This window comes from Streptomyces sp. NPDC048291, from assembly GCF_043201715.1.
GTDB lineage: Bacteria > Actinomycetota > Actinomycetes > Streptomycetales > Streptomycetaceae > Streptomyces.
The window spans coordinates 176,835-198,963 of the sequence record NZ_JBICZC010000008.1 but is presented as its reverse complement, the minus strand read 5'-3'; the positions used below and the strand labels follow the sequence as shown (position 1 = coordinate 198,963).

General features: G+C 72.4%; 21 protein-coding genes. 10 read left to right on the top strand and 11 right to left on the bottom strand.

Features of this window, described 5'->3' with window-relative positions; translation table 11 throughout:
- Positions 1-34 precede the first annotated feature (34 nt).
- Positions 35-1,318, bottom strand: coding sequence for a histidine kinase (locus ACGF5O_RS22855; RefSeq protein ID WP_393811709.1), 1,284 nt, complete (start codon positions 1,316-1,318; stop codon positions 35-37).
- A gap of 170 nt (positions 1,319-1,488) precedes the next feature.
- On the opposite strand from ACGF5O_RS22855, the gene ACGF5O_RS22850 reads away from it, so the two are divergent.
- The 3 genes from ACGF5O_RS22850 to ACGF5O_RS22840 all read left to right on the top strand — a co-directional run bounded on the left by ACGF5O_RS22850 (position 1,489) and on the right by ACGF5O_RS22840 (position 4,119).
- Entirely contained in the window at positions 1,489-1,695 is a 207-nt protein-coding gene (locus ACGF5O_RS22850; protein WP_393811708.1) for a hypothetical protein, read from the top strand.
- Positions 1,696-1,842: 147 nt separating this feature from the next.
- On the top strand, positions 1,843-2,943 hold the full coding sequence (locus ACGF5O_RS22845) for an NADH:flavin oxidoreductase/NADH oxidase (protein WP_393811707.1): 1,101 nt from the start codon (positions 1,843-1,845) through the stop codon (positions 2,941-2,943).
- 279 nt (positions 2,944-3,222) lie between these two features.
- The gene (locus ACGF5O_RS22840) at positions 3,223-4,119 is read left to right on the top strand and encodes a DMT family transporter (RefSeq protein WP_393811706.1); all 897 of its coding nucleotides are present in this window, start codon (positions 3,223-3,225) and stop codon (positions 4,117-4,119) included.
- Between the two features lie 449 nt (positions 4,120-4,568).
- Here ACGF5O_RS22840 and ACGF5O_RS22835 read toward each other — a convergent pair whose 3' ends face one another.
- The 5 genes from ACGF5O_RS22835 to allB form a co-directional block, all read right to left on the bottom strand.
- Complete coding sequence (locus tag ACGF5O_RS22835) at positions 4,569-4,964, bottom strand: ribonuclease domain-containing protein (RefSeq protein WP_362589986.1); 396 nt, start codon at positions 4,962-4,964, stop codon at positions 4,569-4,571.
- Between the two features lie 106 nt (positions 4,965-5,070).
- Positions 5,071-5,697 carry a dihydrofolate reductase family protein gene (locus tag ACGF5O_RS22830; protein ID WP_393811705.1) on the bottom strand — a complete coding sequence of 209 codons (627 nt, stop codon included), beginning with the start codon at positions 5,695-5,697 and terminating at the stop codon, positions 5,071-5,073.
- Positions 5,698-5,792: 95 nt separating this feature from the next.
- Complete coding sequence (locus ACGF5O_RS22825) at positions 5,793-6,608, bottom strand: AIM24 family protein (protein ID WP_393811704.1); 816 nt, start codon at positions 6,606-6,608, stop codon at positions 5,793-5,795.
- A 205-nt stretch (positions 6,609-6,813) separates the two neighbouring features.
- Entirely contained in the window at positions 6,814-7,926 is a 1,113-nt protein-coding gene (alc, locus tag ACGF5O_RS22820) for an allantoicase (protein WP_393811703.1), read from the bottom strand.
- A gap of 49 nt (positions 7,927-7,975) precedes the next feature.
- Positions 7,976-9,316, bottom strand: coding sequence for an allantoinase AllB (allB, locus tag ACGF5O_RS22815; RefSeq protein ID WP_393811702.1), 1,341 nt, complete (start codon positions 9,314-9,316; stop codon positions 7,976-7,978).
- A 273-nt stretch (positions 9,317-9,589) separates the two neighbouring features.
- Here allB and ACGF5O_RS22810 point away from each other — a divergent pair, with 273 nt between their 5' ends.
- The gene (locus ACGF5O_RS22810; RefSeq protein ID WP_393811701.1) at positions 9,590-10,378 is read left to right on the top strand and encodes an IclR family transcriptional regulator; all 789 of its coding nucleotides are present in this window, start codon (positions 9,590-9,592) and stop codon (positions 10,376-10,378) included.
- A gap of 83 nt (positions 10,379-10,461) precedes the next feature.
- Here the strand turns inward: ACGF5O_RS22810 and ACGF5O_RS22805 are convergent, their stop codons facing one another.
- Entirely contained in the window at positions 10,462-10,776 is a 315-nt protein-coding gene (locus ACGF5O_RS22805) for a DUF5955 family protein (RefSeq protein ID WP_393811700.1), read from the bottom strand.
- Positions 10,777-10,931: 155 nt separating this feature from the next.
- On the opposite strand from ACGF5O_RS22805, the gene ACGF5O_RS22800 reads away from it, so the two are divergent.
- Entirely contained in the window at positions 10,932-11,531 is a 600-nt protein-coding gene (locus ACGF5O_RS22800; protein ID WP_393811699.1) for an NTP transferase domain-containing protein, read from the top strand.
- Positions 11,532-11,715: 184 nt separating this feature from the next.
- Entirely contained in the window at positions 11,716-13,338 is a 1,623-nt protein-coding gene (gene aceB, locus ACGF5O_RS22795; RefSeq protein ID WP_393811698.1) for a malate synthase A, read from the top strand.
- Between the two features lies 1 nt (position 13,339).
- On the opposite strand, the gene ACGF5O_RS22790 is transcribed toward aceB, so the two are convergent.
- From ACGF5O_RS22790 to ACGF5O_RS22780, 3 genes are read right to left on the bottom strand one after another with little or no spacing between them, the layout of a single operon-like run.
- Positions 13,340-13,672, bottom strand: a complete 333-nt coding sequence (locus ACGF5O_RS22790) for a SelT/SelW/SelH family protein (RefSeq protein WP_393811697.1) — start codon at positions 13,670-13,672, stop codon at positions 13,340-13,342.
- Positions 13,669-14,574, bottom strand: coding sequence for a HipA family kinase (locus tag ACGF5O_RS22785; RefSeq protein ID WP_393811696.1), 906 nt, complete (start codon positions 14,572-14,574; stop codon positions 13,669-13,671). Before ACGF5O_RS22785 ends, ACGF5O_RS22790 begins: the two co-directional genes overlap by 4 nt.
- Before the next feature lie 42 nt (positions 14,575-14,616).
- The gene (locus tag ACGF5O_RS22780; protein WP_393811695.1) at positions 14,617-16,179 is read right to left on the bottom strand and encodes an IucA/IucC family protein; all 1,563 of its coding nucleotides are present in this window, start codon (positions 16,177-16,179) and stop codon (positions 14,617-14,619) included.
- A gap of 93 nt (positions 16,180-16,272) precedes the next feature.
- Between ACGF5O_RS22780 and ACGF5O_RS22775 the strand changes: the two genes are divergently transcribed.
- The 3 genes from ACGF5O_RS22775 (at position 16,273) to ACGF5O_RS22765 (ending at position 19,978) form a co-directional block, all read left to right on the top strand.
- Positions 16,273-17,778 carry an IucA/IucC family protein gene (locus tag ACGF5O_RS22775; protein ID WP_393811694.1) on the top strand — a complete coding sequence of 502 codons (1,506 nt, stop codon included), beginning with the start codon at positions 16,273-16,275 and terminating at the stop codon, positions 17,776-17,778.
- A 74-nt stretch (positions 17,779-17,852) separates the two neighbouring features.
- Positions 17,853-19,115, top strand: a complete 1,263-nt coding sequence (locus ACGF5O_RS22770; RefSeq protein ID WP_393811693.1) for a VWA domain-containing protein — start codon at positions 17,853-17,855, stop codon at positions 19,113-19,115.
- On the top strand, positions 19,115-19,978 hold the full coding sequence (locus ACGF5O_RS22765; protein WP_393811692.1) for a hypothetical protein: 864 nt from the start codon (positions 19,115-19,117) through the stop codon (positions 19,976-19,978). The genes ACGF5O_RS22770 and ACGF5O_RS22765 overlap by 1 nt, the downstream gene beginning before the upstream one ends.
- Before the next feature lie 167 nt (positions 19,979-20,145).
- On the opposite strand, the gene ACGF5O_RS22760 is transcribed toward ACGF5O_RS22765, so the two are convergent.
- Positions 20,146-20,817, bottom strand: coding sequence for a winged helix-turn-helix transcriptional regulator (locus tag ACGF5O_RS22760; RefSeq protein WP_393811691.1), 672 nt, complete (start codon positions 20,815-20,817; stop codon positions 20,146-20,148).
- A gap of 81 nt (positions 20,818-20,898) precedes the next feature.
- Here ACGF5O_RS22760 and ACGF5O_RS22755 point away from each other — a divergent pair, with 81 nt between their 5' ends.
- The gene (locus ACGF5O_RS22755; RefSeq protein WP_393811690.1) at positions 20,899-22,107 is read left to right on the top strand and encodes a pyridoxal phosphate-dependent aminotransferase; all 1,209 of its coding nucleotides are present in this window, start codon (positions 20,899-20,901) and stop codon (positions 22,105-22,107) included.
- The last annotated feature ends 22 nt before the right edge of the window (positions 22,108-22,129 follow it).

Sequence of the window (22,129 nt, the reverse complement as noted above, 5' to 3'; positions counted from 1 at the left end):
CGGGTACGGCATCACGTGGCCGGTCGCCCGGTCGTCACTCGGCGGGAGAAGCGGCGGGAGCGGCGGCGCCCCAGGGCAACCAGGCCCGCACCTCGAAGCCGCCGTCGCCGACGGCCCGGTGGTCCAGCCGTCCCCCGGCCAGCGTGGCGCGTTCGGCCAGGCCGATCAGGCCCTGGCCGGAGCCGGGGACGTGCGGGGCCTCGGTCGCCGGGGCGGGGTTGTGCACGGTGATGTCCAGGCCGTCGCCCGGGGCGCCGGTGACGCGGACGGTGACCTCGGCGCCGGGGGCGTGCTTGCGGGCGTTGGTGAGGCCTTCCTGCGCGATCCGGTAGGCGGTGCGGCCGACGGAGGCGGGGACGGCGGCCGGGTCGCCGACGTGGTTGTCCAGCACCACGGTCATGCCGGCTCCGCGGGATTCGGCGACCAGGGAGTCCAGGGCGGCGAGCGTCGGCTGCGGCCGGCCGCCCGCCTCGTCGCCGTCGGCGGCGCGCAGTACGCCGATGATCTCGCGCAGGTCCTGGAGGGCCTCGTGGGCGCTCTCCCGGATGACCCCGGCCGCCCGGACGATCTCCTCCTGGGGCGCGTCGGGCCGGAACTCCAGCGCCCCGGCGTGCACGCTGAGCAGGGTCAGCCGGTGGGCGAGTACGTCGTGCATCTCGCGGGCGATGGCCTCCCGGGCCAGCCGCTGGGCCCGCTCGGCGCGCAGCCCGGCCTCGGTCTCGGCCCGCCGGGCCCGGTCGCGCAGGCTGACCATGAGCTGCCGCTTGGAGCGCACGAACATGCCGAGGCTGATGACCAGGAGGGTGAAGAGCACGACCAGGATGACGACGGCCAGGTAGGGCAGGTCGGGGTCGGGGCGCAGCCAGTAGAAGAGCGGGACCAGCGCGAGGTTGACGCCGGCGATCCAGGCGACGTGCCGGAACGGGCGGTGCACGGCGAGCGTGAACAGCGCGACCATGGCGGCGCCGCCCGCGGTGTCGGAGACGAAGCCGACCGGGACCATGGCGACGGCCAGGCCCGTCGGCCAGCGGCGGCGCAGCCAGACCGCGGCGCAGGCCAGACCGCCGACCAGCTGGTCGGCGACGGCGAGACCGTGCGAGACGGTCGGGTCCTGGCGCATGGTGTTGGCGGCGGCCACGCCGAGGAGGACGGCCAGCACGAAGCAGCTGAAGTCGACGAGCCAGTCACGCGCGGTGCGCCGGGGCCGGCGGCCGGCCCGACCGGCGTCGGGGTCGAGTTCATGGATTACGGCGGAGGGGAACAGCCACCGCCGCCCCTCGAACGTCCGTATGGAGATGTCACCGCTCACGGTCGACAAATCTACGCAGGACCGGCCCGGGACACCTACTCGTGCACGGGATCGTCGACCAAAGTTGTGCCCGTGTGGACTTTCGGTGTGCCGCGCGCGCGTGCGGAGAGTCTTCCAGCGGCCACGGCTCGCCCCACGGCCGATGGCACGGCGGGCGTCCGCGGGGCGAGGGTCGTGCCGTGAAACAGGTGCTGGGACTGCTCGGATTCATCGCCCTCGCGCAGGGTGTGCTGGGGCTGCTGCACGAGTTCACCCACTGGCGCGTGGGCCTCCTGCAGCGGCTCGGCTTCCTCGACGGCTACGGCGTCTACGCGAGCGTCGCGCTGATCGTGCTGGCGTGCGCGCTGTTCGCCGCCGCGGGGAGCCGGAGGTCCGGTCGGGGGTGAGCGGGACCACGATATATGCAAGTGCCGATAGTCAGCGGAAATAAAATACCCGCGCATGCAATTATGACTCCCGTGCCGTGCGCACAGGCCGCACCCGACGGCCCCGGCGTATGGCACCGACCCACAGACCTGCCAAGGAGTCGCGCGTTGAACCCGCTCTTCACCCCCTTCGACCTCAAGTCGCTGTCGATCCCCAACCGCATCTGGATGGCGGCGATGTGCCAGTACAGCGCCGAGCCCGACGGTGCGGCCGCCGGCGTCCCGACGGACTGGCACTTCTCCCACCTGGCCGCGCGCGCCGCCGGCGGCACCGGCCTGATCATCACCGAGGCCGCGGCCGTCAGCCCCGAGGGCCGGATCTCCCCCTACGACCTCGGCATCTGGAACGACGAGCAGGTCGCCGCCTTCCGGCGCATCACCGCCTTCCTGAAGTCGCAGGGCACGGTCCCCGGGATCCAGCTGGCCCACGCGGGGCGCAAGGCGTCGACCGAGCGCACCTGGGTCGACCGCGGGCGCCCGATCGCCCCGGACGAGCCCCACGGCTGGACGCCGGTGGGCCCCAGCGCGGTGGCCTTCGACCAGACGTCGACGGTGCCCGAGGAACTGACCACGGACGGCATCCGCGAGATCGTCCGGCAGTTCGCCGACGCCGCCGTCCGCGCTCTCGCGGCCGGTTTCCAGATCGCCGAGATCCACGGTGCCCACGGCTACCTGATCCACCAGTTCCTCTCCCCGCAGAGCAACCGTCGCACCGACGAGTACGGCGGCTCCTTCGAGGGCCGGACCCGCTTCGCCCTGGAGGTCGTCGACGCCGTACGCGCCGTGTGGCCCGAGGACCTGCCGGTGTTCTTCCGCATCTCCGCGACCGACTGGCTGTCGGAGAACCCCGAGGACGGCCGGACGGGCTGGACCGCCGACGACACCGTCCGCTTCGCCGGGGAGCTGCTGGCGCACGGCGTCGACCTGATGGACATCTCCTCCGGCGGCATCGTCCCCGACGCGAAGATCACGAGTGGCCCCGGTTACCAGGTCCCGTTCGCCGACCGCGTCCGCAACGAGACCGGCATGCCCGTCGCCGCCGTCGGCATGATCACCGAGCCCGCGCAGGCCGACGACATCATCGCCTCCGGCAGCGCCGACGCGGTCCTGCTGGCCCGGGAGCTCCTGCGCAACCCCTTCTGGGCCCGGCACGCCGCCGACCGGCTCGGGGGCAGCGTCGGCACGCCCGTCCAGTACCACCGGGCCTGACACCGGTGGCCCGCCGGCCGCGGCAGTGGCCCCGGTGACAAAGACGTCACCGTTCGCCCGCCCCGGACTCCGGCCGGACACTGGACAGGTGAGTGCGCCGCTCCCCGCTTCGCCGTTCCCGGCCGTGCACGACAGCGTCGTGAACCACAGCGTCGTGAACCGCAACGTCGTGAACCGCAGCCGGACCGCCCGGCCCCGGGGCAGCTCCGGGGCCGGGCCGGCCCGCCCGCGAAACGCCGCCGACCGTCCGGAAGCGATGCGATCGACATGATCGTCGCGATGACCTGTGCCGTGCTCGCCGCCGCCAGCAACGCGTGGGGCACGGTGCTGCAGCGCCGGGCCGCCACGAGCACGCCCGAAGCGCACTCCCCCCTCGGCCTCGTCGGGAGCCTGCTGCGCAGTCCCGTCTGGCTCGGCGGCATTCTCGGAGTCGTCGGTGCGGCGCTGTTCCAGGCGCTCGCGCTCGACTTCGGGAGTCTGGCCGCCGTCCAGCCGGTCTTCATCCTCGAACTGCCGCTCGCACTCGTCTTCGGCAGCCTCGTGTTCCGGGTCCGGGTCTCCCGCAAGGCGTGGGGGTGCGTCGCCGCCATCTTCGCGGGGCTGGCGATCAGCCTCTTCTCGGCCGCGCCCTCCGGCGGCCGCGACCAGGTCCCCGGCATGTGGTGGGTGCCCACGATCGCCGCGCTGGGCGCGACCGTGGCCACGCTCGTCCTCGTCGGCCTGCGGCGCCCGCACGGACCGGCACGCGCGGCCTGCCTGGCCGCGGCCGCCGCCGTCGGGAACGCGCTCACGGCGGCCCTGGTCAAGTCCGCGATGCACATCCTGTCCCGGCACGGAGCCACCGCGTTCTTCCTCGCGTGGCAGACCTACGGCTTCGCGCTCGTCGGCTCGTTCTCCATCATCCTGCTCGGCTACGCCATGCAGGGAGGCCCCCTCATCGCCTCCCAGCCGGCGCTCACCCTGGGCGATGCCGTGGTCAGCTTCTGCCTCGGAGTCACCCTGTTCGCGGAGTCACCGCGCCACGGCAGGTGGCTCGCGCCGGCCCTCTTCGGGGTCGTCCTGCTCTCGTACGGCGTTTTCACGCTCTCCCGCACCCGCTGCCTGGCGAAGTGCGTCGACCGGGACGCGGCGGAGGAGGAACACCGGGCGGGACGTCCGGCGGCGACGGCGATGTAGCCGGGGCGCGGATGCGAGCGTCACCGGGCGGGACGAGAGTGGACCCCGTGCGCTCCTCGCGTGACGCGCGGCTTTCGGCCGACGCGTGTCCGGTCCGGCCGATCCGCCGACCAGGCGCGGCCTGTCTGCTGACGAAGCCCGCCGTCACGTCCGTCGTCGTCGGGGCCTGCAAGGACGAGCACCTGACACGAGGCGAACCTCGTGTCCTCCCGGTGCGGCGCAGCGGGCCGGGCACTGCACGGACCTGCCCGCTGACATCGGCGGCGACGCCGGCAACGAGCGGGCGGGGCCTCGTCCCGCGGTCTACAACGTGGGGGGAGGGGACCGCGGGGCGAGGCCCCTGGCAGGGGCCGGAGGTCCGGGCGGACGTGGACCGGCCTCCGGCGGGTCGCGCCGTTCCTCAGCGGACCGTGATCTCTACAACCTGCCGGCTCAGGTGGGGAAGCCGCTCAGCAGTCGAAGTCGATCAGGTCGAACGTGACGTAGTGGTCCGCCGTGTAGTAGTCCTCCTGGTACTCCTCGCCGGTCACGATGCGCCGTGCACCGCGCGTGGAGGAACCGGGCGTCTTCACGGTGTACTCGTGGTAGTAGCCGCTGGGCTCGCTCGGCAGCACGCCCTCCTGGTTGCGGAAGACCGTCCCGTCCTGCGAGTACGGGAACGGACCGCCCGACGCGATCAGGTCGAGCGTGTCGTACGCCTGCGACGGCAGGTCGCTGTAGCAGATACTGCCGACCGAGGTGGCAGCGGCGTCCGCCGTGACGGCGGAGACGGTGCCGCCCACGAGGAGGGCGGACAGCAGGGCGCCGGCGGCGCCGATGCGGGTGATTCGTGGGGGGAATCTCATGGCTCCATGATGACGCGCGTAGAGTGTGGCATGTCAATGACAAGTTCGAAGAATTTGCCGCCAAGTCCCGCGAGTTTTCAGGGAGTTAACTTGGGCGGCTGCGCGGCTAGGCGTTCTGCTCCGCGATGTAGGAGCCGTAGTCGGGGCGGCCCGCGGTGTCGTACGACTGGATGGAGACGCCCGCCGTGGTGATCCGCCCGCCGGTGTGCCGGAACTTCGTCGGCAGGGCGCCTTCCTGGAAGAACCGGCGGCCGGAGCCGAGTACGACCGGGAAGGTCACGAGGTGGAGGGTGTCGACGAGGCCGAGGTCGAGCAGGGAGCGGACCAGGGCGCCGCTGCCGTGCACCTGGAGCTCGCCGTCGGTGCGGTCCCTGAGGGCCGTGACCTCCTTGGCGAGGTCGCCGGCGAGGACCGTGGTGCCGGACCAGGCCGGGTCGGTCAGGGTCGCGGACGGTACGTACTTCGGGAGGGCGTTGAGCCTGGCCGCGATCGGGTTGGCGGGGTCGGTGATCTTCGGCCAGTAGGCGGCGAAGATGTCGTACGTACGGCGGCCGAGCAGGAAGGCGCCGGCCCGCTCGAAGACCTCGGCGACGAACCGGCCGAAGTCCTCGTCGCCGTAGGTGAAGCTCCAGCCGCCGTGGGTGAAGCCCCCGCCGGGGTCCTCCTCGGGGCCGCCGGGCGCCTGGTAGACGCCGTCGAGGGTGACGAACATGGTGGAGACGAGCTTGCCCATGGCGGTGCCTGCTTCCCGGGGGTGCGGTCCTTTGTCGTCAGCTCAGACCCCCGCGGCACCGGCAACTCATCGGTCGGCCGGTCTCCGGTTCGCCCTCACCCCGCGTGCGTCGAGAACAGTCCGCCGGTCGGGCCCTGCTTGTCGCCGCCCTGGGCCTTCTTCAGGGCGTTGGCGAGGCTCTCGATGGTGAGGGACTGCAGGATCACCCGGCCGTTGCCCTCCAGGGTGGCCAGGGAGAGGCCCTCGCCGCCGAAGACCGCGTTCATGAGGCCCTGGCGGTTGAGGCCGCCGACGCGCTGGACGCCGTACTGGATGCCCTCCTCGAAGGCGACGACGCAGCCCGTGTCGACCTCGATACGGCCGCCGAAGTCGGCGGGGTTCAGGTCGATGAAGTTGCCCGCGCCGGCGATGATCACCGTGCCGTGGCCGGTGAACTTCTCCAGGATGAAGCCCTCGCCGCCGCTCATTCCGGTACGGCCGCCGGCGAAGGCGATGCCGAACTCGACGGTGGACTCGGCCGCGACGAAGGCGTCCTTCTCGGCGAACCACGCACGCGTGCCGTTCAGCTCCAGCGCGCGCATCTCGCCGGGCAGGACACCCGCGAAGCCGACGGTGCCCTCGCCGCCCTGGGAGGTGAAGTACTGGAACGCCAGCGACTCGCCGGCGAGCATGCGCTGGCCGACCTGCATGGCGGTGCCCATGGCCTGGCGGAGCATGCCGCCCATGCCGCCGCCACCGCCGCCGCCCTGCTGCCGGCCGCCGCCGTTCGGGCCGCCGAGCCGGGTCTCCATGGTCACGTTCGTCGTCTTGAACAGGAACTTGCCGGCCTCGCAGTACACGGTCTGGCCGGGGTGCAGGTTGACGATCGCCATCTGCATGGCGTTGCCGACGATTTCTTGCTGAAGAGTCACGGCAGAACAACGTAGCCGACGGTCCTGCGGTTCCCCTCGCCCACCCACCAGCCGACTCGGTCAGCCGGGAAGCGAGGCCGCGAACCCGATGCCCGGGCCGCCCCACTCCACCCTGAGTACCTCGGCAGCCGTGTCGCGCTGTCGTTGCTCTTCGAGTTCGCTTTCCGAGGAGGCGAGTCGGGTGGGCGGGCGGGCGAGGAAGGCGTCAGGACAGTTCGCGGTGCCTTGTGGTCAGGGTCGTTGCTCCTGCCTCCGTCGGTGTGCCGAACAACCGCAGGCGGGAGATTCCGCCGTCCGGGAAGATGTCCACGCGTGCGTGCGTGCCGACCGCGGGGGTCGGCAGGACGAAGCGGTGGTTCGTGTCCGGCTGGAGGCGGGTGCGCGGGAGGATCTCCGTCCAGGTGCCGTCCTCGCCGTCCTTGACCGACACCGACGCCCAGCCCGCGCTGTTGCCCTTGAGGTACGCCGTGTCGATCTCGACGGACCGGATCTGGGACTGGGCGGCCAGCCGGTAGCGGATCCAGTCGTTGCCCTGGTCGCGGCGCCGGCGCGTCTCCCAGCCGTCGTCCATCTTGCGGGAGCGGCCCGGCTGGATGGTGTTGGTGGCCGGCGAGTAGAAGAGATTCGAGGCGTCCTCGGCCCGGCCGCCGTTCTCCAGGGCGACCACGTCGAAGGTGCCGAGCACGGCGAGCCACTCGGGGTCGGGCACGACCTCGCCGTACACGCGCAGGCGCGCGATGCCGCCGTCGGGGTGCTGGTTGACGCGGAGGTGGGTGAAGCGCTGCTCGACGGAGACGGCGAAGCCGTTGGCCGCGTGGCCGCCGACGGGGGTGCGGGGGACGAGGGTCGTCCACTTCACGTCGTCGCCGAGGAGTTCCTCGGGGGACGGCGAGCCGGCGGCCGACGTGCCCTCGACCGACACCGCCTGCGGGTAGTTGCCGCGGAAGTGGGCCGTGTCGACGACGATCCCGCGGACCACGCCGGCCGCGCCGAGCCGGACCAGCGCCCAGTCGTGGTCCTCGGCGGTGGGCCAGGGGTGGCCGGCCGAGGCCCCGCGGCGCCGGCGCGTCTCCCAGCCGTCCATGATCTTGCCCTTGTGCCCGAAGTGCTCGGGGTCGAACTCGGCCCGCCCGGGCACCAGCAGGTTCTCCCGCTGGGCGAAGAACTCGTCGTTGGCGGCGATGACACCGGCGCCGAGCTGCCGGTCGGCGAGGTCGGCGTACTGGGTGAAGGGGAAGTCGGCGGTGCGGTAGTCCGCGTACGGGTCGCCGCCGGAGTAGGGGTGCGCGTCGCCGGTGAAGCTCGGGATCGCCGTCAAAGGTGTTCCTTTCGGTGTCGGCCGCTGCGGGTGCGGGAGGAGCCGGGGGTCAGGGGGTGCGGGTGAGGAGGCGGCCCCGCGGGGGCGTGAACTCGCCGTCCGCGACGATGCGTTCGCCGCGCAGCCAGGTGGAGCGCACGACCCCGTGCAGGGTCTTGCCCGCGTACGCGGTGACCCGGTTGCGGTGTTGCAGGCCCGCCGGGTCCACGGTGAAGGTCTCGTCGGGCGCGAGGACGGCGAAGTCGGCGTCCCGGCCCGCCGCGATGGCGCCCTTGCGGTCGTCGAGGCCGACCAGCGCCGCCGTGCGGGCCGACATCCAGCGGACCACGTCCTCCAGACCGTGGCCGCGCCTGCGGGCCTCCGTCCATACCGCGGCGAGGCTGAGCTGGAGGCCGGAGATGCCGCCCCAGGCGGTCGCGAAGTCGCTGGTCTTCAGGTCGGCCGTGGAGGGCGAGTGGTCGGTGACGACGCAGTCGACGGTGCCGTCGGCCAGCGCCTGCCAGAGCAGGTCCTGGTTGGCCGCCTCCCGGATGGGCGGGCAGCACTTGAACTCGCTGGCGCCGTCCGGGACCTCCTCGGCGGTGAGGGTGAGGTAGTGCGGGCAGGTCTCGACGGTGAGACGGACGCCGTCCGCCTTGGCCGCCGCGATCAGCGGCAGCGCGTCGGACGAGGACAGGTGCAGGACGTGCACGCGCGCGTGCAGGCGTTTCGCCTGGGCGATCAGCTGGGCGATCGCCGTGTCCTCGGCGTCGCGCGGACGGGAGGCGAGGAAGTCGGCGTACTTCGGGCCCCCGTGCTGCGGGGCGGCCGCCAGGTGGTGCGGGTCCTCGGCGTGCACGATCAGCAGGCCGTCGAAGGAGGCGATCTCCGCCAGCGACCGGGCCAGCCCCTCCTGGTCGAGATGCGGGAACTCGTCCACGCCGGACGGCGACAGGAACGCCTTGAAGCCGAAGACACCGGCCTCGTGCAGCGGGCGCAGGTCCTTGACGTTGTCGGGCAGCGCGCCGCCCCAGAAGCCGACGTCGATGTGTGCCTTGTCGGCGGCGACCTGCCGCTTGACGCGGAGGTTCTCGACCGTCGTGGTCGGCGGGAGGGAGTTGAGCGGCATGTCGACCAGGGTGGTGATGCCGCCGGCCGCCGCCGCGCGGGTGGCGGTCCAGAAGCCCTCCCACTCGGTGCGGCCCGGGTCGTTCACATGCACGTGGGTGTCGACCAGGCCGGGCAGCAGGACGTCGTCGCCGAGGTCCTCCAGGCGGGCGCCCTCCGGGACGGGGGCGTCGTAGGGCAGCACGGCCGTGATCGTCCCGGCGGAGACGGCGACCGAGGCGGCCCGTGTCCCCTCCGGGGTGATGACGCGCGTCGAGCGCAGCACCAGTTCAGCGTCGGACACCCGGACCCCTCTCTCTGCCGCCGTTTTACTTCCGCGAAACGGGATTTACACCCACGCAACGGAATTCAACGTTCTGTTGAAGGAGTCTTCACTCCCGCCCCCGCGCCGTCAAGGGCACACTGCTTGTCGGGGCCCCATGGACGCCGCACTCTGGACGTTTCCACAGAGCGGAATTACAATTCCGGCAAGCAGAACGTAGCTACCTACGACCGGGGCGTCAACCGACCGCCGGGTAGGCTTCTGCCCTTCCCGCCCGTGCGAAAGGAACGCGCCGTGCCGACGTCCAGCGCCAGCACCACCGACTCCGCCAAGTCCGGCGGCGGCGTCCAGTCCCTAGAGCGCGCCTTCGATCTGCTGGAGCGGATGGCGGACGCGGGCGGCGAGGTGGGCCTCAGCGAGCTGTCCGCGAGCAGCGGGCTGCCGCTGCCGACGATCCACCGCCTGATGCGGACGCTGGTCGCCTGCGGCTATGTGCGCCAGCAGCCCAACCGCCGGTACGCGCTCGGCCCCCGGCTGATCCGGCTGGGCGAGTCGGCGTCCCGGCTGCTCGGCACCTGGGCGCGGCCGTACCTGGCGCGGCTGGTCGAGGAGACCGGGGAGACGGCGAACATGGCACTGCTCGACGGGGACGAGATCGTGTACGTGGCGCAGGTGCCGTCGAAGCATTCGATGAGGATGTTCACCGAGGTGGGGCGGCGGGTGCTGCCGCACTCCACGGGCGTGGGCAAGGCGCTGCTGGCGAACGTGCCGGACGCCGAGGTGCGGGCGCTGCTGGGGCGGACGGGGATGCCTGCGGCCACGGAGAAGACCATTACGACACCGGACGGCTTCCTCGGCGCGCTGGAGGAGGTGCGCCGGCTGGGGTATGCCGTGGACGACAACGAGCAGGAGATCGGGGTGCGGTGTCTTGCCGTGTCCGTGCCCGATTCTCCTACCGCTGCGGCCATTTCGATCTCCGGGCCCGCGGGGCGGGTCACGGAGACGGCGACGGAGAAGATCGTGCCGGTGCTGCAGCAGGTGGCTGTGGAGTTGTCCCAGGCGTTGGCGAGTTCGGGAGCCTAAGGGGTAGGGGCCGGTTCGCCGTCGGCGGGTGCGGGTTGTGTGTGGCCGGCCGCGCAGTTCCCCGCGCCCCCAAGGGGGGGCGCTCAAGTTCGCGGGGTTTCGCCGAACAGGTCGACCGCCTCGCGTACGTCCGACAGGCCCCGCGACAGGGCGCTCATCGAGCCGATGGCGCCCGCGATCAGTAACAGGGAGCGGCGCAGGCGGGGGATCTCCGGGATGCCGCCCGTGGCCATCGCCGCCAGGGCCGCCAGCTCGTCCTCGGCTATCGCGCGGTCCGGGAACTCGGCCGGGTGCGCGGCCAGTTCGCGGCGCAGCCGGGAGACCGCCGTGCGTAGTTCCGTCACTCTCGGATCCTCGTCACTGCCGGTCACTGGCCTCTGTCCCAAGCTCCGCAACACAGCTCTCCCCCCTCGCCAGGCGCCCCTGAACGATGGTCGGGCGCCCGGGGACGCGGGTCAGTAAACGCCCTCCCCCACGGGAAGCGCTACAGCGCGGACCGAATTTCAGCCCTTCGGAACCGGCCGCCCGCCCCGGTGTCGGGTATGCAGGACGTATGACGGACACGCATGACCGGATCGCCGGGCTGCTGCTCGCCGCCGGCGCCGGCCGACGGCTCGGCGGGCGACCCAAGGCGCTGCTGACGCACCGAGGACGGCCGCTGGTGGAGTACGCGGTCGGAGTATTGCGCGCGGGCGGCTGCGGGCCGGTGCACGTGGTCCTGGGAGCCGGCGCGGACGACGTGCGGGAGCGGGCCGAGCTCGACGGCTGCGTGGTCGTGGAGAACCCGGACTGGGCCGAGGGCATGGGGTCCTCGCTGCGGGTGGGGCTGGAGTCGCTCGCCGGGGCGGGGGTGCGGGCCGCCCTGGTGTCGCTGGTGGACCAGCCGGGGATCGGGGGCGCGGCCGTGGCCCGGGTGCTCGGCGGCTGCCGGGACGAGAACTCCCTGGTGTCGGCGGCCTACGACGGGGTGCGCGGGCACCCCGTCCTGTTCGGCTCGGCCCACTGGGCGGGCATCGCGGCGAGCGCGACCGGGGACCGGGGCGCCCGCGCGTACCTCAAGGCCCACGAGGAGGCGATCACGCTCGTCGAGTGCGGGGACGTGGCCGAGCCGTACGACATCGACACGAAAGCGGATCTGGGCCACCTTGAGTGAACGCGGTGGCACTGAGCGCCACCTTCGCTCGACCCGGAGAATCTCGACGTCAACAAACCATTGAACTTCCACGATGAGGAAACTAGTATCCACTGTCCAGAAGCGCTCGACCCCCGATCGGGTCCGCTTCGCTCTACCCGGAACGACTGGCACCCGGTGCCACCGCTGAAGGAAGTGACAGCTCATGTCCGCACCAGCGCCGTCTGCGCCGGCCGTCGTCGACGCCGAGCCCCTGCCCCGGCAGGAGGAGGTCCTCACCGACACGGCGCTCGCCTTCGTGGCCGAGCTGCACCGGCGGTTCTCGCCGCGCCGTGCCGAACTCCTCGCCCGCCGTGCCGAGCGCCGCGCCGAGATCGCCCGCACCTCCACGCTCGACTTCCTCCCGGAGACCGCCGCGATCCGCGCGGACGACTCCTGGCGGGTGGCCCCCTCCCCCGCGGCGCTGAACGACCGCCGGGTCGAGATCACCGGCCCCACCGACCGCAAGATGACCGTCAACGCCCTCAACTCGGGCGCCCGGATCTGGCTCGCCGACTTCGAGGACGCCTCCGCGCCGACCTGGGAGAACGTCGTCCTGGGCCAGCTGAACCTGATGGACGCCTACCGCCGGAACATCGACTTCACGGACCCGGCGAGCGGCAAGTCGTACGCCCTGCGCCCGGACGAGGAGCTGGCGACCGTCGTCATGCGGCCGCGCGGCTGGCACCTGAACGAGCGGCACGTCGAGGTCGACGGCGAGCAGGTGCCCGGCGCCTTCGTCGACTTCGGGCTCTACTTCTTCCACAACGCGCAGCGGCTGCTCGACCTCGGCAAGGGACCGTACTTCTACCTCCCGAAGACCGAGTCGCACCTCGAAGCCCGGCTCTGGAACGACGTGTTCGTCTTCGCGCAGGACTACGTCGGCATCCCGCAAGGCACCGTCCGCGCCACCGTGCTGATCGAGACGATCACGGCCGCGTACGAGATGGAGGAGATCCTCTACGAACTCCGCGACCACGCCTCGGGGTTGAACGCGGGCCGCTGGGACTACCTCTTCTCCATCATCAAGAACTTCCGTGACGGCGGGCCCCGGTTCGTCCTCCCGGACCGCAACGCGGTCACCATGACGGCCCCGTTCATGCGGGCGTACACCGAACTCCTCGTCCGCACCTGCCACAAGCGCGGCGCGCACGCGATCGGCGGCATGGCGGCCTTCATCCCGTCCCGCCGGGACGCCGAGGTCAACAAGGTCGCCTTCGAGAAGGTGCGCGCCGACAAGGACCGCGAGGCGAACGACGGTTTCGACGGCTCCTGGGTCGCCCACCCCGACCTGGTCCCGATCGCCCTGGAGTCCTTCGACCGGGTCCTCGGCGAGAAGCCGAACCAGAAGGACCGGCTGCGCGAGGACGTCCACGTCGAGGCGGCCGACCTGATCGCGGTCGACTCGCTGGCGGCCAAGCCGACCTACGCGGGTCTGGTCAACGCCGTCCAGGTGGGCATCCGTTACATCGAGGCGTGGCTGCGCGGGCTCGGTGCGGTGGCCATCTTCAACCTCATGGAGGACGCGGCCACCGCGGAGATCTCGCGGTCGCAGATCTGGCAGTGGATCAACGCCGGTGTCGAGTTCGAGAACGGCGAGAAGGCCACGCCGGAGCTGGCCCGCCGGATCGCCGCCGAGGAACTCGACGCCATCCGCGCGGAGTTCGGCGACGAGGCCTTCGCGGCCGGCCACTGGCAGCAGGCCCACGACCTGCTGCTCACCGTCTCCCTCGACGAGAACTACGCGGACTTCCTGACGCTGCCCGCGTACCAGCAGCTGCGCGGCTGACCTAGTCCAGCGCGTCCTTGTCCGACGCAGCCTTGTCCGACGCAGGCGCGTCCGACGCGGCCTTGTCCGAGTGGCCCAGGGACTTCCCCGGGGCCACTCGGTCGCGTACGGCCTGCTTCACGGCCGTCGGCTCCGGGAACCCCTGTTCGCGCCGGTCCCAGACCACCTCGTCACCGACCCGCACGACGAAGATCCCGCCCTTGCCCGGCTTCAGGGCCAGCTCCGTCAGCTCGGCCTCGAAGGTGGTCAGCAGCTCCTGCGCCAGCCAGGCCGCCCGCGGCAGCCAGCGGCACTGGGTGCAGTACTCGATCTCCACGCGTCGGCTGTCAGTCATCCGAGGTGCACCGACCAATCCTGTTGGGCCGCGGGCTTGCCGTGCAGGTCGGGTACCCGCTGCAGCCAGGCCGGGCGTCCCCGCCGGGTCCTGGCCGCGCGGGCGGCCTCCTCGGCCGCGAGCTGGTCGCGGCCCGGGAAGTCGGTGGGGAGCCACTCGGCGGAGGCCCGCACACGGGCCAGCAGATAGCCGACGTAGGCCTCGCGCGTCTCGGCGGGCGTGCCGAAGCCGGTGAGCCAGGCGTCCGGGACCTCGGCGAGGACGTCCCGGAGCAGCTTCTCGGTCACCCTGGGCGCGAGTTCGGCGTCGGCGGCCCTGGTGTCGGGGCCGTACCGGCCGAGGGCGTGATGGCGGAAGTCGTACGCCTTCCCGGGGGCCGAGGTGTCCCAGCGGTGGTGGAAGACGAGGGCGGCGCCGTGGTCGATGAGCCACAGGCGCGGGGGTGCGATGCCGAGGGTCGGCCAGACCATGAGGTTGGAGCTGTGCACCGTACGGTCGACGTTGACGGTGAGCGCGTCCAGCCAGACGATCCGGCCCGCCTCCAGCGGGTCCACCGGGAAGACCTCGGCGATCTCGGGGGTGAGGTCCTCCGCACCGGGCAGGAAGTCCATCCCGAGGTTCACCCCGCCGCTGGCCGCGTGCAGGTCGCGTACCTCCTGGTGCGGCTCGTCCCCGGCGATCGCGGGGTCGAAGTGGACCAGGACCAGCTCGGGGAACCGCAGCCCGAGCGCCCGCGCCAGCTCCCCCACGATCACCTCGGCGACCAGCGCCTTGCGGCCCTGCGCGGACCCGGTGAACTTCACCACGTAGGTCCCGAGATCATCGGCCTCGACGATGCCGGGCACGGATCCGCCGGAGTGCAGCGGGGCGACGTAGCGGGTGGCGGTGACCTCCCTCAGCATGCTCGCCCCTCGTTCTCCGGCCTCGGACCTGAAGTGACCAGCCTAACCGGGCGTGCCGGGCCATGCGTCCGTCGGCCGTCCCGGTGCGGACCCCCGCCGGTTTCGGGCCAGCGGATTCGGCAACGGCAGGTAGCGGGCGTCGGCCCCGTCCGCGCCGGTCCAGCGCAGCAGGAGGTTGGTCTTGCCGGGCAGGGTCGGGGAGGCCAGCAGGTCGGTCACCTCCGGGAGCGGGTGGCGGGCCAGCTCCCTGCGTGCGGCCGGCCACGGGTCGAAGCCGGGGTGGCGTTCGGCGAGCACGGCGGCGACCTCGGTCAGGTGGTTGACGACCAGGCAGTACACCAGGCGCTCCCACCCGGCGGCCCGGTCCACGTCGGCCAGCAGCTTGACCCCTTCTGCGTCCCGGTACAGCGCCTGCACCGGCACGCCGACGGCGTCGACGGCGACCAGGGTGTTCTGGAGGTGCGCTTCGAGGACGACGCCGTGCTCGGCGAAGGCGGTCAGGGCGGGCGGTACGACGGCCCGCAGATACGCCTCCCACCAGGCGCCGGGGTCCGCCGCGGCGGCCAGCGGGTCGCCGTCGAAGCCCTCCACCAGGCCGGCGGCGAGCAGCGGGGTGGCGCCCGGCAGCAGCTTGTCGCGCAGCCCGTCCCGGACCAGCACGGCCAGCTCCTCGAAGGCGAAGCGGGCGGTGCGGTAGCCGCGGTCGCCGAGCCAGCCGGCGGGCCCGCCCATCGCCGTGAACGCGGCGGTCGCGGCGGCGTCCGTGCGGCGCAGTCTGCGCAGGTCGTGGGCCCAGAGGCGGCGGATGTCGTTGGTGATCCTGACATCCAGGCTGAACTTCAGGAAGAGGTCCCGCTCCGGCTCGTACACCGTGCGGATCGCGGCGGTCGGCCAGGCCGTGAAGGCGGTCTCGGCGAGGCGCAGCAGCCGCCCGTCCGCGAAGGCGGGGGCGAGGTCGCGGGCGACCAGGTCGAGCTGCCAGGGGTGGGCGGGCAGCAGCCGGTAGCCCGGCGGTACGGCGGCCAGTGCGTCCAGCGCGGCCGTGTCGCCCTCCTCCGCCATCTCGTCCTCGCGGACCGCGAGCAGCACCAGCGGGAAGCGGGCGTGCGCCTCGGGGGCGTACGGCAGCCAGGCGGTGACCGGGCCGCCGCCACGTGCCTTGGGGGCGGGATGGTAGGGATGGCCGGTGATGAGGGACTGTTCCGAACGCAGATACGGGTCGTCGGGCGCCGTCGCCCGGGCGCGTGCCGTGAGCAGCGCGGCGACCGCGTCCCGGCTGTCGATCATCTCGGCAGGCAGGTCGCCGTTGGACAGCCCGGTGTGTCTGCGCAGTTCCTCGGCGACGAGTTTCACCAGTTCGGGGTGGCCGACGCGGTGCCAGGTGCCGTCCGCGTACACCTCGGGCGCGGTCGGCCGGCGTTCGCCGCGCACCCGCAGCAGCCGTCCGCCGCCGCGCAGCCGGTAGACCCGCGACGGCCCTTCCCCGGTGTCCGGGAGCGGCTGGGCCACCTCCCGCAGCAGGCAGTTGAGCAGGGGGGCGGCAGCGTAGGCGTCGGCGCGTTCGCCGACGTCGTCGCTGAGGGGCATGAGATCCACGCGTTCCATTCGTTCGCTACGTCCACACAGTCCGATCCTGATCAGTATGTCGCTCGTCACCGGTCATCATGACCGTCGTACCCGTCCCCGAGGAGCCCTCCCGTGCACCGTCCCTCCCCCATCGAGACCCGGCTCGCCGCGGAGCTGGCCGAGGCGCGGCCGGACCTCGTCGACCGGTACCGGGCCGAGCTGCCCGGTGCGCGGGCGGCGGTGCTGACCCGGCTGTGGCGGGCGCTGGCGCACGAGCCGCTGCCGTGGGTGGCGCACCGGGTGCGCGGGGCGCACAGCCTCGCCCTGCGGCTGGCCGACGGGCGGGCGCTGCACGGGCCGCGGGCGGATCCGTACGCCACGGACGCGTATGTGACCGCGGTACGTCTGGACGGAGAGGCGTACGACGATCCGGCGCGGCTGATGACGGATCTGGGGTGGCCGCACTCCGCCGCATTCGCGGCCGAACTGGCGAACAGCGCCGCGTCGTTGGCGCTCTCGCGGGCCGACCGGGAATCTCCGTCGCAGGAGTGGCCGGACCGCGACTGGGAGTGGGAGCAGCGGGTCGTCGACGGGCATCCCTTCCACCCCAACTGCCGTTCCCGGCCCGGTTTCTCGGCGGCGGAGCAGCTCGCGTACGGGCCGGAGCACCGGGCGGTCGTACGGCTGGAGACGGTTCCGGTCGCGGCCGGGGACTGCCTGCTGACCGGCGACTGGCCGGACGAACTCCACGACGGGGAACGGCTGTTGATTCCCGTACACCCCTGGCAGCGGGCGCATGTCCTCAAGAGCGGCTCCGCCGGACCCTGGCGGGACGCGCACCCGCTGATGTCCCTGCGCACGCTCGCGCTCCCCGGCGGACCGCACGTGAAGACGGCGCTCAGCGCCCGGCTGACCTCGTCCGTGCGGGACATCTCGGCGTACTCGGTCGGCGCGGCGATGACGCTGTCGGCGTTCGCCGCGGACCTGGCGGACCGCACGGACGGGCTCCTGCACATCACCCGCACGCTGGGCGCCGTGACCGCCGACTCCCCCGATCTGGCGGCGCTCCTGCGCGAGTCGCCGCAGGTGTACGCGGCGGCCGGCGAGCGGGTCCTCCCGGTGGCCGCCCTGACCGGCACCGGCCTGCCCGAATCGCCGTCCTGGCTGGCGGAGTTCACCCGGCTCGCGCTGACGGTGGGGCTGCGGCTGCTGGACCTGGGCGTGGCCCTGGAGGCACACGGCCAGAACCTCCTGGTCGTGCTCTCCGGGACCGGCGCCCCGCTCCGCCTGGTCTACCGCGACCTGGCCGACATCCGGCTCGGCCCCGCCCGCCTCCGCCGCCACGGCATCACCCCGCCCGACCTGACGGGCCGCCTGGTCACGGACGACGAGGCGACCCTGCGCCGCAAGCTGTTCGGCTCCCTGGTCGGGGGCGCCCTCGCGGGCACCGCGGGTTCGGGACCGGCCCTGGCGACGGCCCTGGAGGCGGCCGTACCGCACCTGAACGCCACCCCTGACCTGGCAGCACTCCTCGAAGGCCCGCTGCCGGCCAAGGCGTTGACCCTGATGCGGCTCTCCCCCGAGGTGCCCGGCGACCAGTGGACGGCCCTGCCGAACCCGCTCGCCGCCCTGCGTTGACGTGAGGGTCACTCCGGTTTCGGGCTCCGGACCTCGTTTTGGAGCCCGGCGCCTTTGATCAATAGGATCCGCCGATGATCAGAACACATCGGCCGGCGGCAGGAGTCTGTGCTCTGCTCGCCGCCCTGGCGGCCGGGATCGCGTTCCCCGGCCATGCGGTCGCCGACGAGACCGAACAGGCCGCTCCCAAGGTGGAGCTCGTGCTGGACGTCAGCGGTTCCATGCGGACGGCTGACATCGACGGCGGGACGCGCATGGCCGCGGCCAAGCAGGCGTTCAACGAGGTGCTGGACGCGACGCCCGAGGGGGTCCAGCTCGGCATCCGCACGCTGGGCGCCAACTACGCCGGGAACGACAAGAAGACCGGCTGCAAGGACACCGCGCAGCTCTACCCGGTCAGCACCCTGGACCGCACGGAGGCGAAGACCGCCGTCGCCACGCTCTCCCCGACCGGGTGGACCCCGATCGGCCCCGCGCTGCTCAAGGCGGCCGACGACCTCCAGGGCGGTGACGGGACCCGCCGTATCGTCCTGATCAGCGACGGCGAGGACACCTGTCCGCCGCTGGACCCCTGCGAGGTGGCCCGCGAGATCGCCGCCAAGGGCGTCGGGCTGACCATCGACACCCTCGGCCTGGTGCCGGACGCCAAGACCCGCGACCAGCTCAGCTGCATCGCGGACGCGACCGGCGGCACGTACACCTCCGTCCAGCACAAGGAGGAGCTGACCGACCGCGTCGGCCAGTTGGTGGACCGGGCGGCGGACCCGGTGGTCACGCCGGTGGCGACCGAGGGGACGGACCAGTGCTCGTCCGCGCCCGCGCTGAAGTCGGGGCTGTACACCGACCGTGAGGAGTTCGGGCAGCAGCGCTGGTACAAGGTCGACGTCGACCCGGGCCAGGAACTGCGCGCCTCGGTGAGCGTCGCGGCCGACCGGGCCGTCAACGCCGACTACGGCGTGCTGCTGCGCGCGGTGACCGTGCACGGGCGGGAGATAGTGCGCGGCGAGGCGTCGGGCCTCGGGCGTACGGACGTCATCTCGACCGGGCTGCGGTACCCGAAGGCCGAGAGCGACGACGAGAACGCCGCCGCCGAGACCGTCTGCCTCCAGGTGACCAACTCCTTCTCGGCCGCGTCCGGGGTGAAGACCAGCCCCGGTCTGCCGGTCGAGCTGACGGTCGACGTGGTGGACGGGCCGTCGAAGGCGAGCGACGTCGCCTCCTTCGGTCTGGGCCGCGGCTGGTGGCTGCTCGGCGCCCTGGTGCTGACCGGCTTCCTCGCGGGTCTGGTGTGGGGCTGGGTGTCGCGCTGGCGGGTCGCGGTCTGGAGGACCAACTGATGTCGATCACACGAGTGTTGAGCACCGCCCTGCTGGCGGTGGGCCTGGCGGCGGCCCCGGCGGCCGCCGACGACGCCTCCCCCTCGCCGAGCGCCTCGGCGGACGGCGGCGCGCCCACCCAGGCGGGCACGTCCTTCCGTACGGCGGCCGAGATCGAGCAGGGGCAACAGGCGACGGCCAGCGGTTCCACCGGCGACTACCTGTACTGGTCCTTCCCGGCCGACGCCGGCCAGCGCCCCGACGTCAAGGCGACGGTGAAGCTGCCCGACTCGCACGCCGGGCAGACCTGGCAGCTCGACGTGTACGACGGTCTGCGGCGCCGGCAGGCCTGCCAGTACGGCGCGCAGACCCGCACGGCCGCGCAGGGCGCCACGTCGGTGGAGCTGGCCTGCGTGATGCGGACGGTGCGCGCCTGGTCGGAGCCGTGGGCCGACGACCCGCTGCCCGGCACGTACTACATCCGGCTGACGGTGGTGGACCTGACCTCGGCCGACCTCGGCCAGCCGGTGAGCGCCGAGGTGAAGGTGGACTCCAAGGACATCGGCGGCTCGGCGGCGGTGGACGGCTCGCTGGCCGAGCCGCTGGTGCCGGGAATCGCGGTCAAGTCCGCTTCGGACGACAGCAGTTCATCGTCCGACAGCTCCTCGTCCGACGACGGTTCCTCGTCCGACGACGGTTCCTCGTCCACGAAGTCGGCGGTGCTGTCCAGCATCGAGCCCGACGGCGGCTGGTCCTCCGGCTGGTGGAGCGACCGCTGGGTGTGGACCGGGATCGGCGGCGTGCTGGCCGCGCTGGCGGGGATCGGCGGGTACGCGCTGACCCGCGGGGCGGGACGGCCGTCGCGGATGCCGCCGGGCGCCTGACCCCGTTGCCCATCCACCCACCCGACTCGGTCACCTGAGAAGTCGGAGTCCGGGGTGGCGGCCGGTCGCCACGCCACCCCGGACCCGGTCGGGCCGACGAAGCAACCCCGAGCGGCGACCAATCGCGATGCCACCCTCCACCGCGATCAGCGATCAGCGATCAGCGATCAGCGATCAGCCGAGCCTCCGGCGCCCGGGACGGAGACCCGGTCTCGTACCTCCCGCAGCTCCTTGGCCAGCGCCCCGTCCCCCGTCACCGTGACCCGCCCGTCCCGTACCGCCTCCGCCAGCCCCAACTCGCCCCGGGCCAGGGCGGTACCCGTCCCGGCGTCGAGTACGAGGCGGGCGTCGGGCTCGGCCGGTGCCGGCCCGTCGCCGTACACCGGGCCGTCCTCCGCCCCGACGTACAGGTGGAAGTCCCCCTCCCCCAGCCGGACTTCGACGAGCCCCTCGCCCGTCAGGGCCCGCAGCAGCGGCGGCGCGAACCAGTGGGCGCGTACCGCGTCGGTGGGCCGGCGCTCACCCAGCTCGGACTCGCCCCACTTGCCCAGCGCCTGGAGCACCGGGAGCAACTCCCGCCCCCGCGCGGTGAGTTCGTAGACGTACGCCGCACCCGGCGGAGGCAGCCGCCGCCTGGTCGCGAGACCGTCGCGCTCCATGTCCTTCAGCCGGGAGGCGAGGACGTCCGTGCTGACCCCCGGCAGATCCGCGTGCAGGTCCGTGTAGCGCCGGGGACCGCCGAACAGCTCCCGGACGATCAGCAGGGTCCAGCGGTCGCCGACCGCGTCGAGGGCGCGGGCCGCGGAACAGTACTGGTCGTAGCTTCGGCGAGGTGACATGCGACGCAGTCTAGACAAGATGTTGGACTTTCCAAGCTCCTACTTGGTAAAACCAAGCAACACGAGTTTCCGGAGGGGCGCATGGAGTTCCGGCAGTCCAACAAGCTCAGCGAGGTCTGTTACGAGATCCGCGGACCGGTGATCGAGCACGCCAACGCGCTGGAGGAGGCGGGCCACAGCGTGCTGCGCCTGAACACCGGCAACCCCGCGCTGTTCGGCTTCGAGGCGCCGGAGGAGATCCTCCAGGACATGATCCGGATGCTCCCGCAGGCACACGGCTACACCGACTCCCGCGGCATCCTCTCCGCCCGCCGCGCCGTCGCCCAGCGCTACCAGACGCTCGGCCTGGAGGTGGGCGTCGACGACGTCTTCCTCGGCAACGGCGTCTCGGAACTGGTGTCGATGGCCGTCCAGGCCCTCGTCGAGGACGGCGACGAGATCCTCATCCCCGCCCCGGACTTCCCCCTCTGGACCGCCGTGACCACCCTCGCCGGCGGCAAGGCGGTGCACTACCTCTGCGACGAACAGGCCGACTGGTACCCGGACCTGGCCGACATGGAGTCGAAGATCACGGACCGGACGAAGGCCGTGGTCATCATCAACCCCAACAACCCGACCGGCGCCGTCTACCCGAAGGAGATCCTGGAGGGCATCCTCGACCTGGCCCGCCGGCACGGCCTGATGGTCTTCGCGGACGAGATCTACGACCAGATCCTGTACGACGACGCCGTCCACCACTCCACCGCGGCGCTCGCCCCCGACCTGGTGGTCCTCACCTTCTGCGGCCTCTCCAAGACGTACCGGGTGGCCGGCTTCCGCTCGGGCTGGCTGGTGATCACCGGCCCGAAGCAGCACGCCAGGGACTACCTGGAGGGCCTCACCATGCTGGCCTCCATGCGGCTGTGCGCCAACGCCCCGGCCCAGTACGCCATCCAGGCCGCGCTCGGCGGCCGCCAGTCCATCCGCGAGCTCACCACCCCCGGCGGCAGGCTGTACGAGCAGCGCAACGTGGCCTGGGAGAAGCTCAACGAGATCCCCGGCGTCTCGTGCGTCAAGCCGAAGGGCGCCCTCTACGCCTTCGCGCGCATCGACCCCAAGGCGCACCCGATCCACGACGACGAGCGGTTCGTCCTGGACCTCCTCCTCCAGGAGAAGATCCAGGTCGTCCAGGGCACCGGCTTCAACTGGCCCGCCACCGACCACTTCCGCATCCTCACCCTCCCGCACGCGGAGACCCTGGAGACGGCGATCGGCCGGATCGGGCGGTTCCTGAGCGGCTATCGGCAGTAGCCGTGCGGTGGTCGCGGTAGGC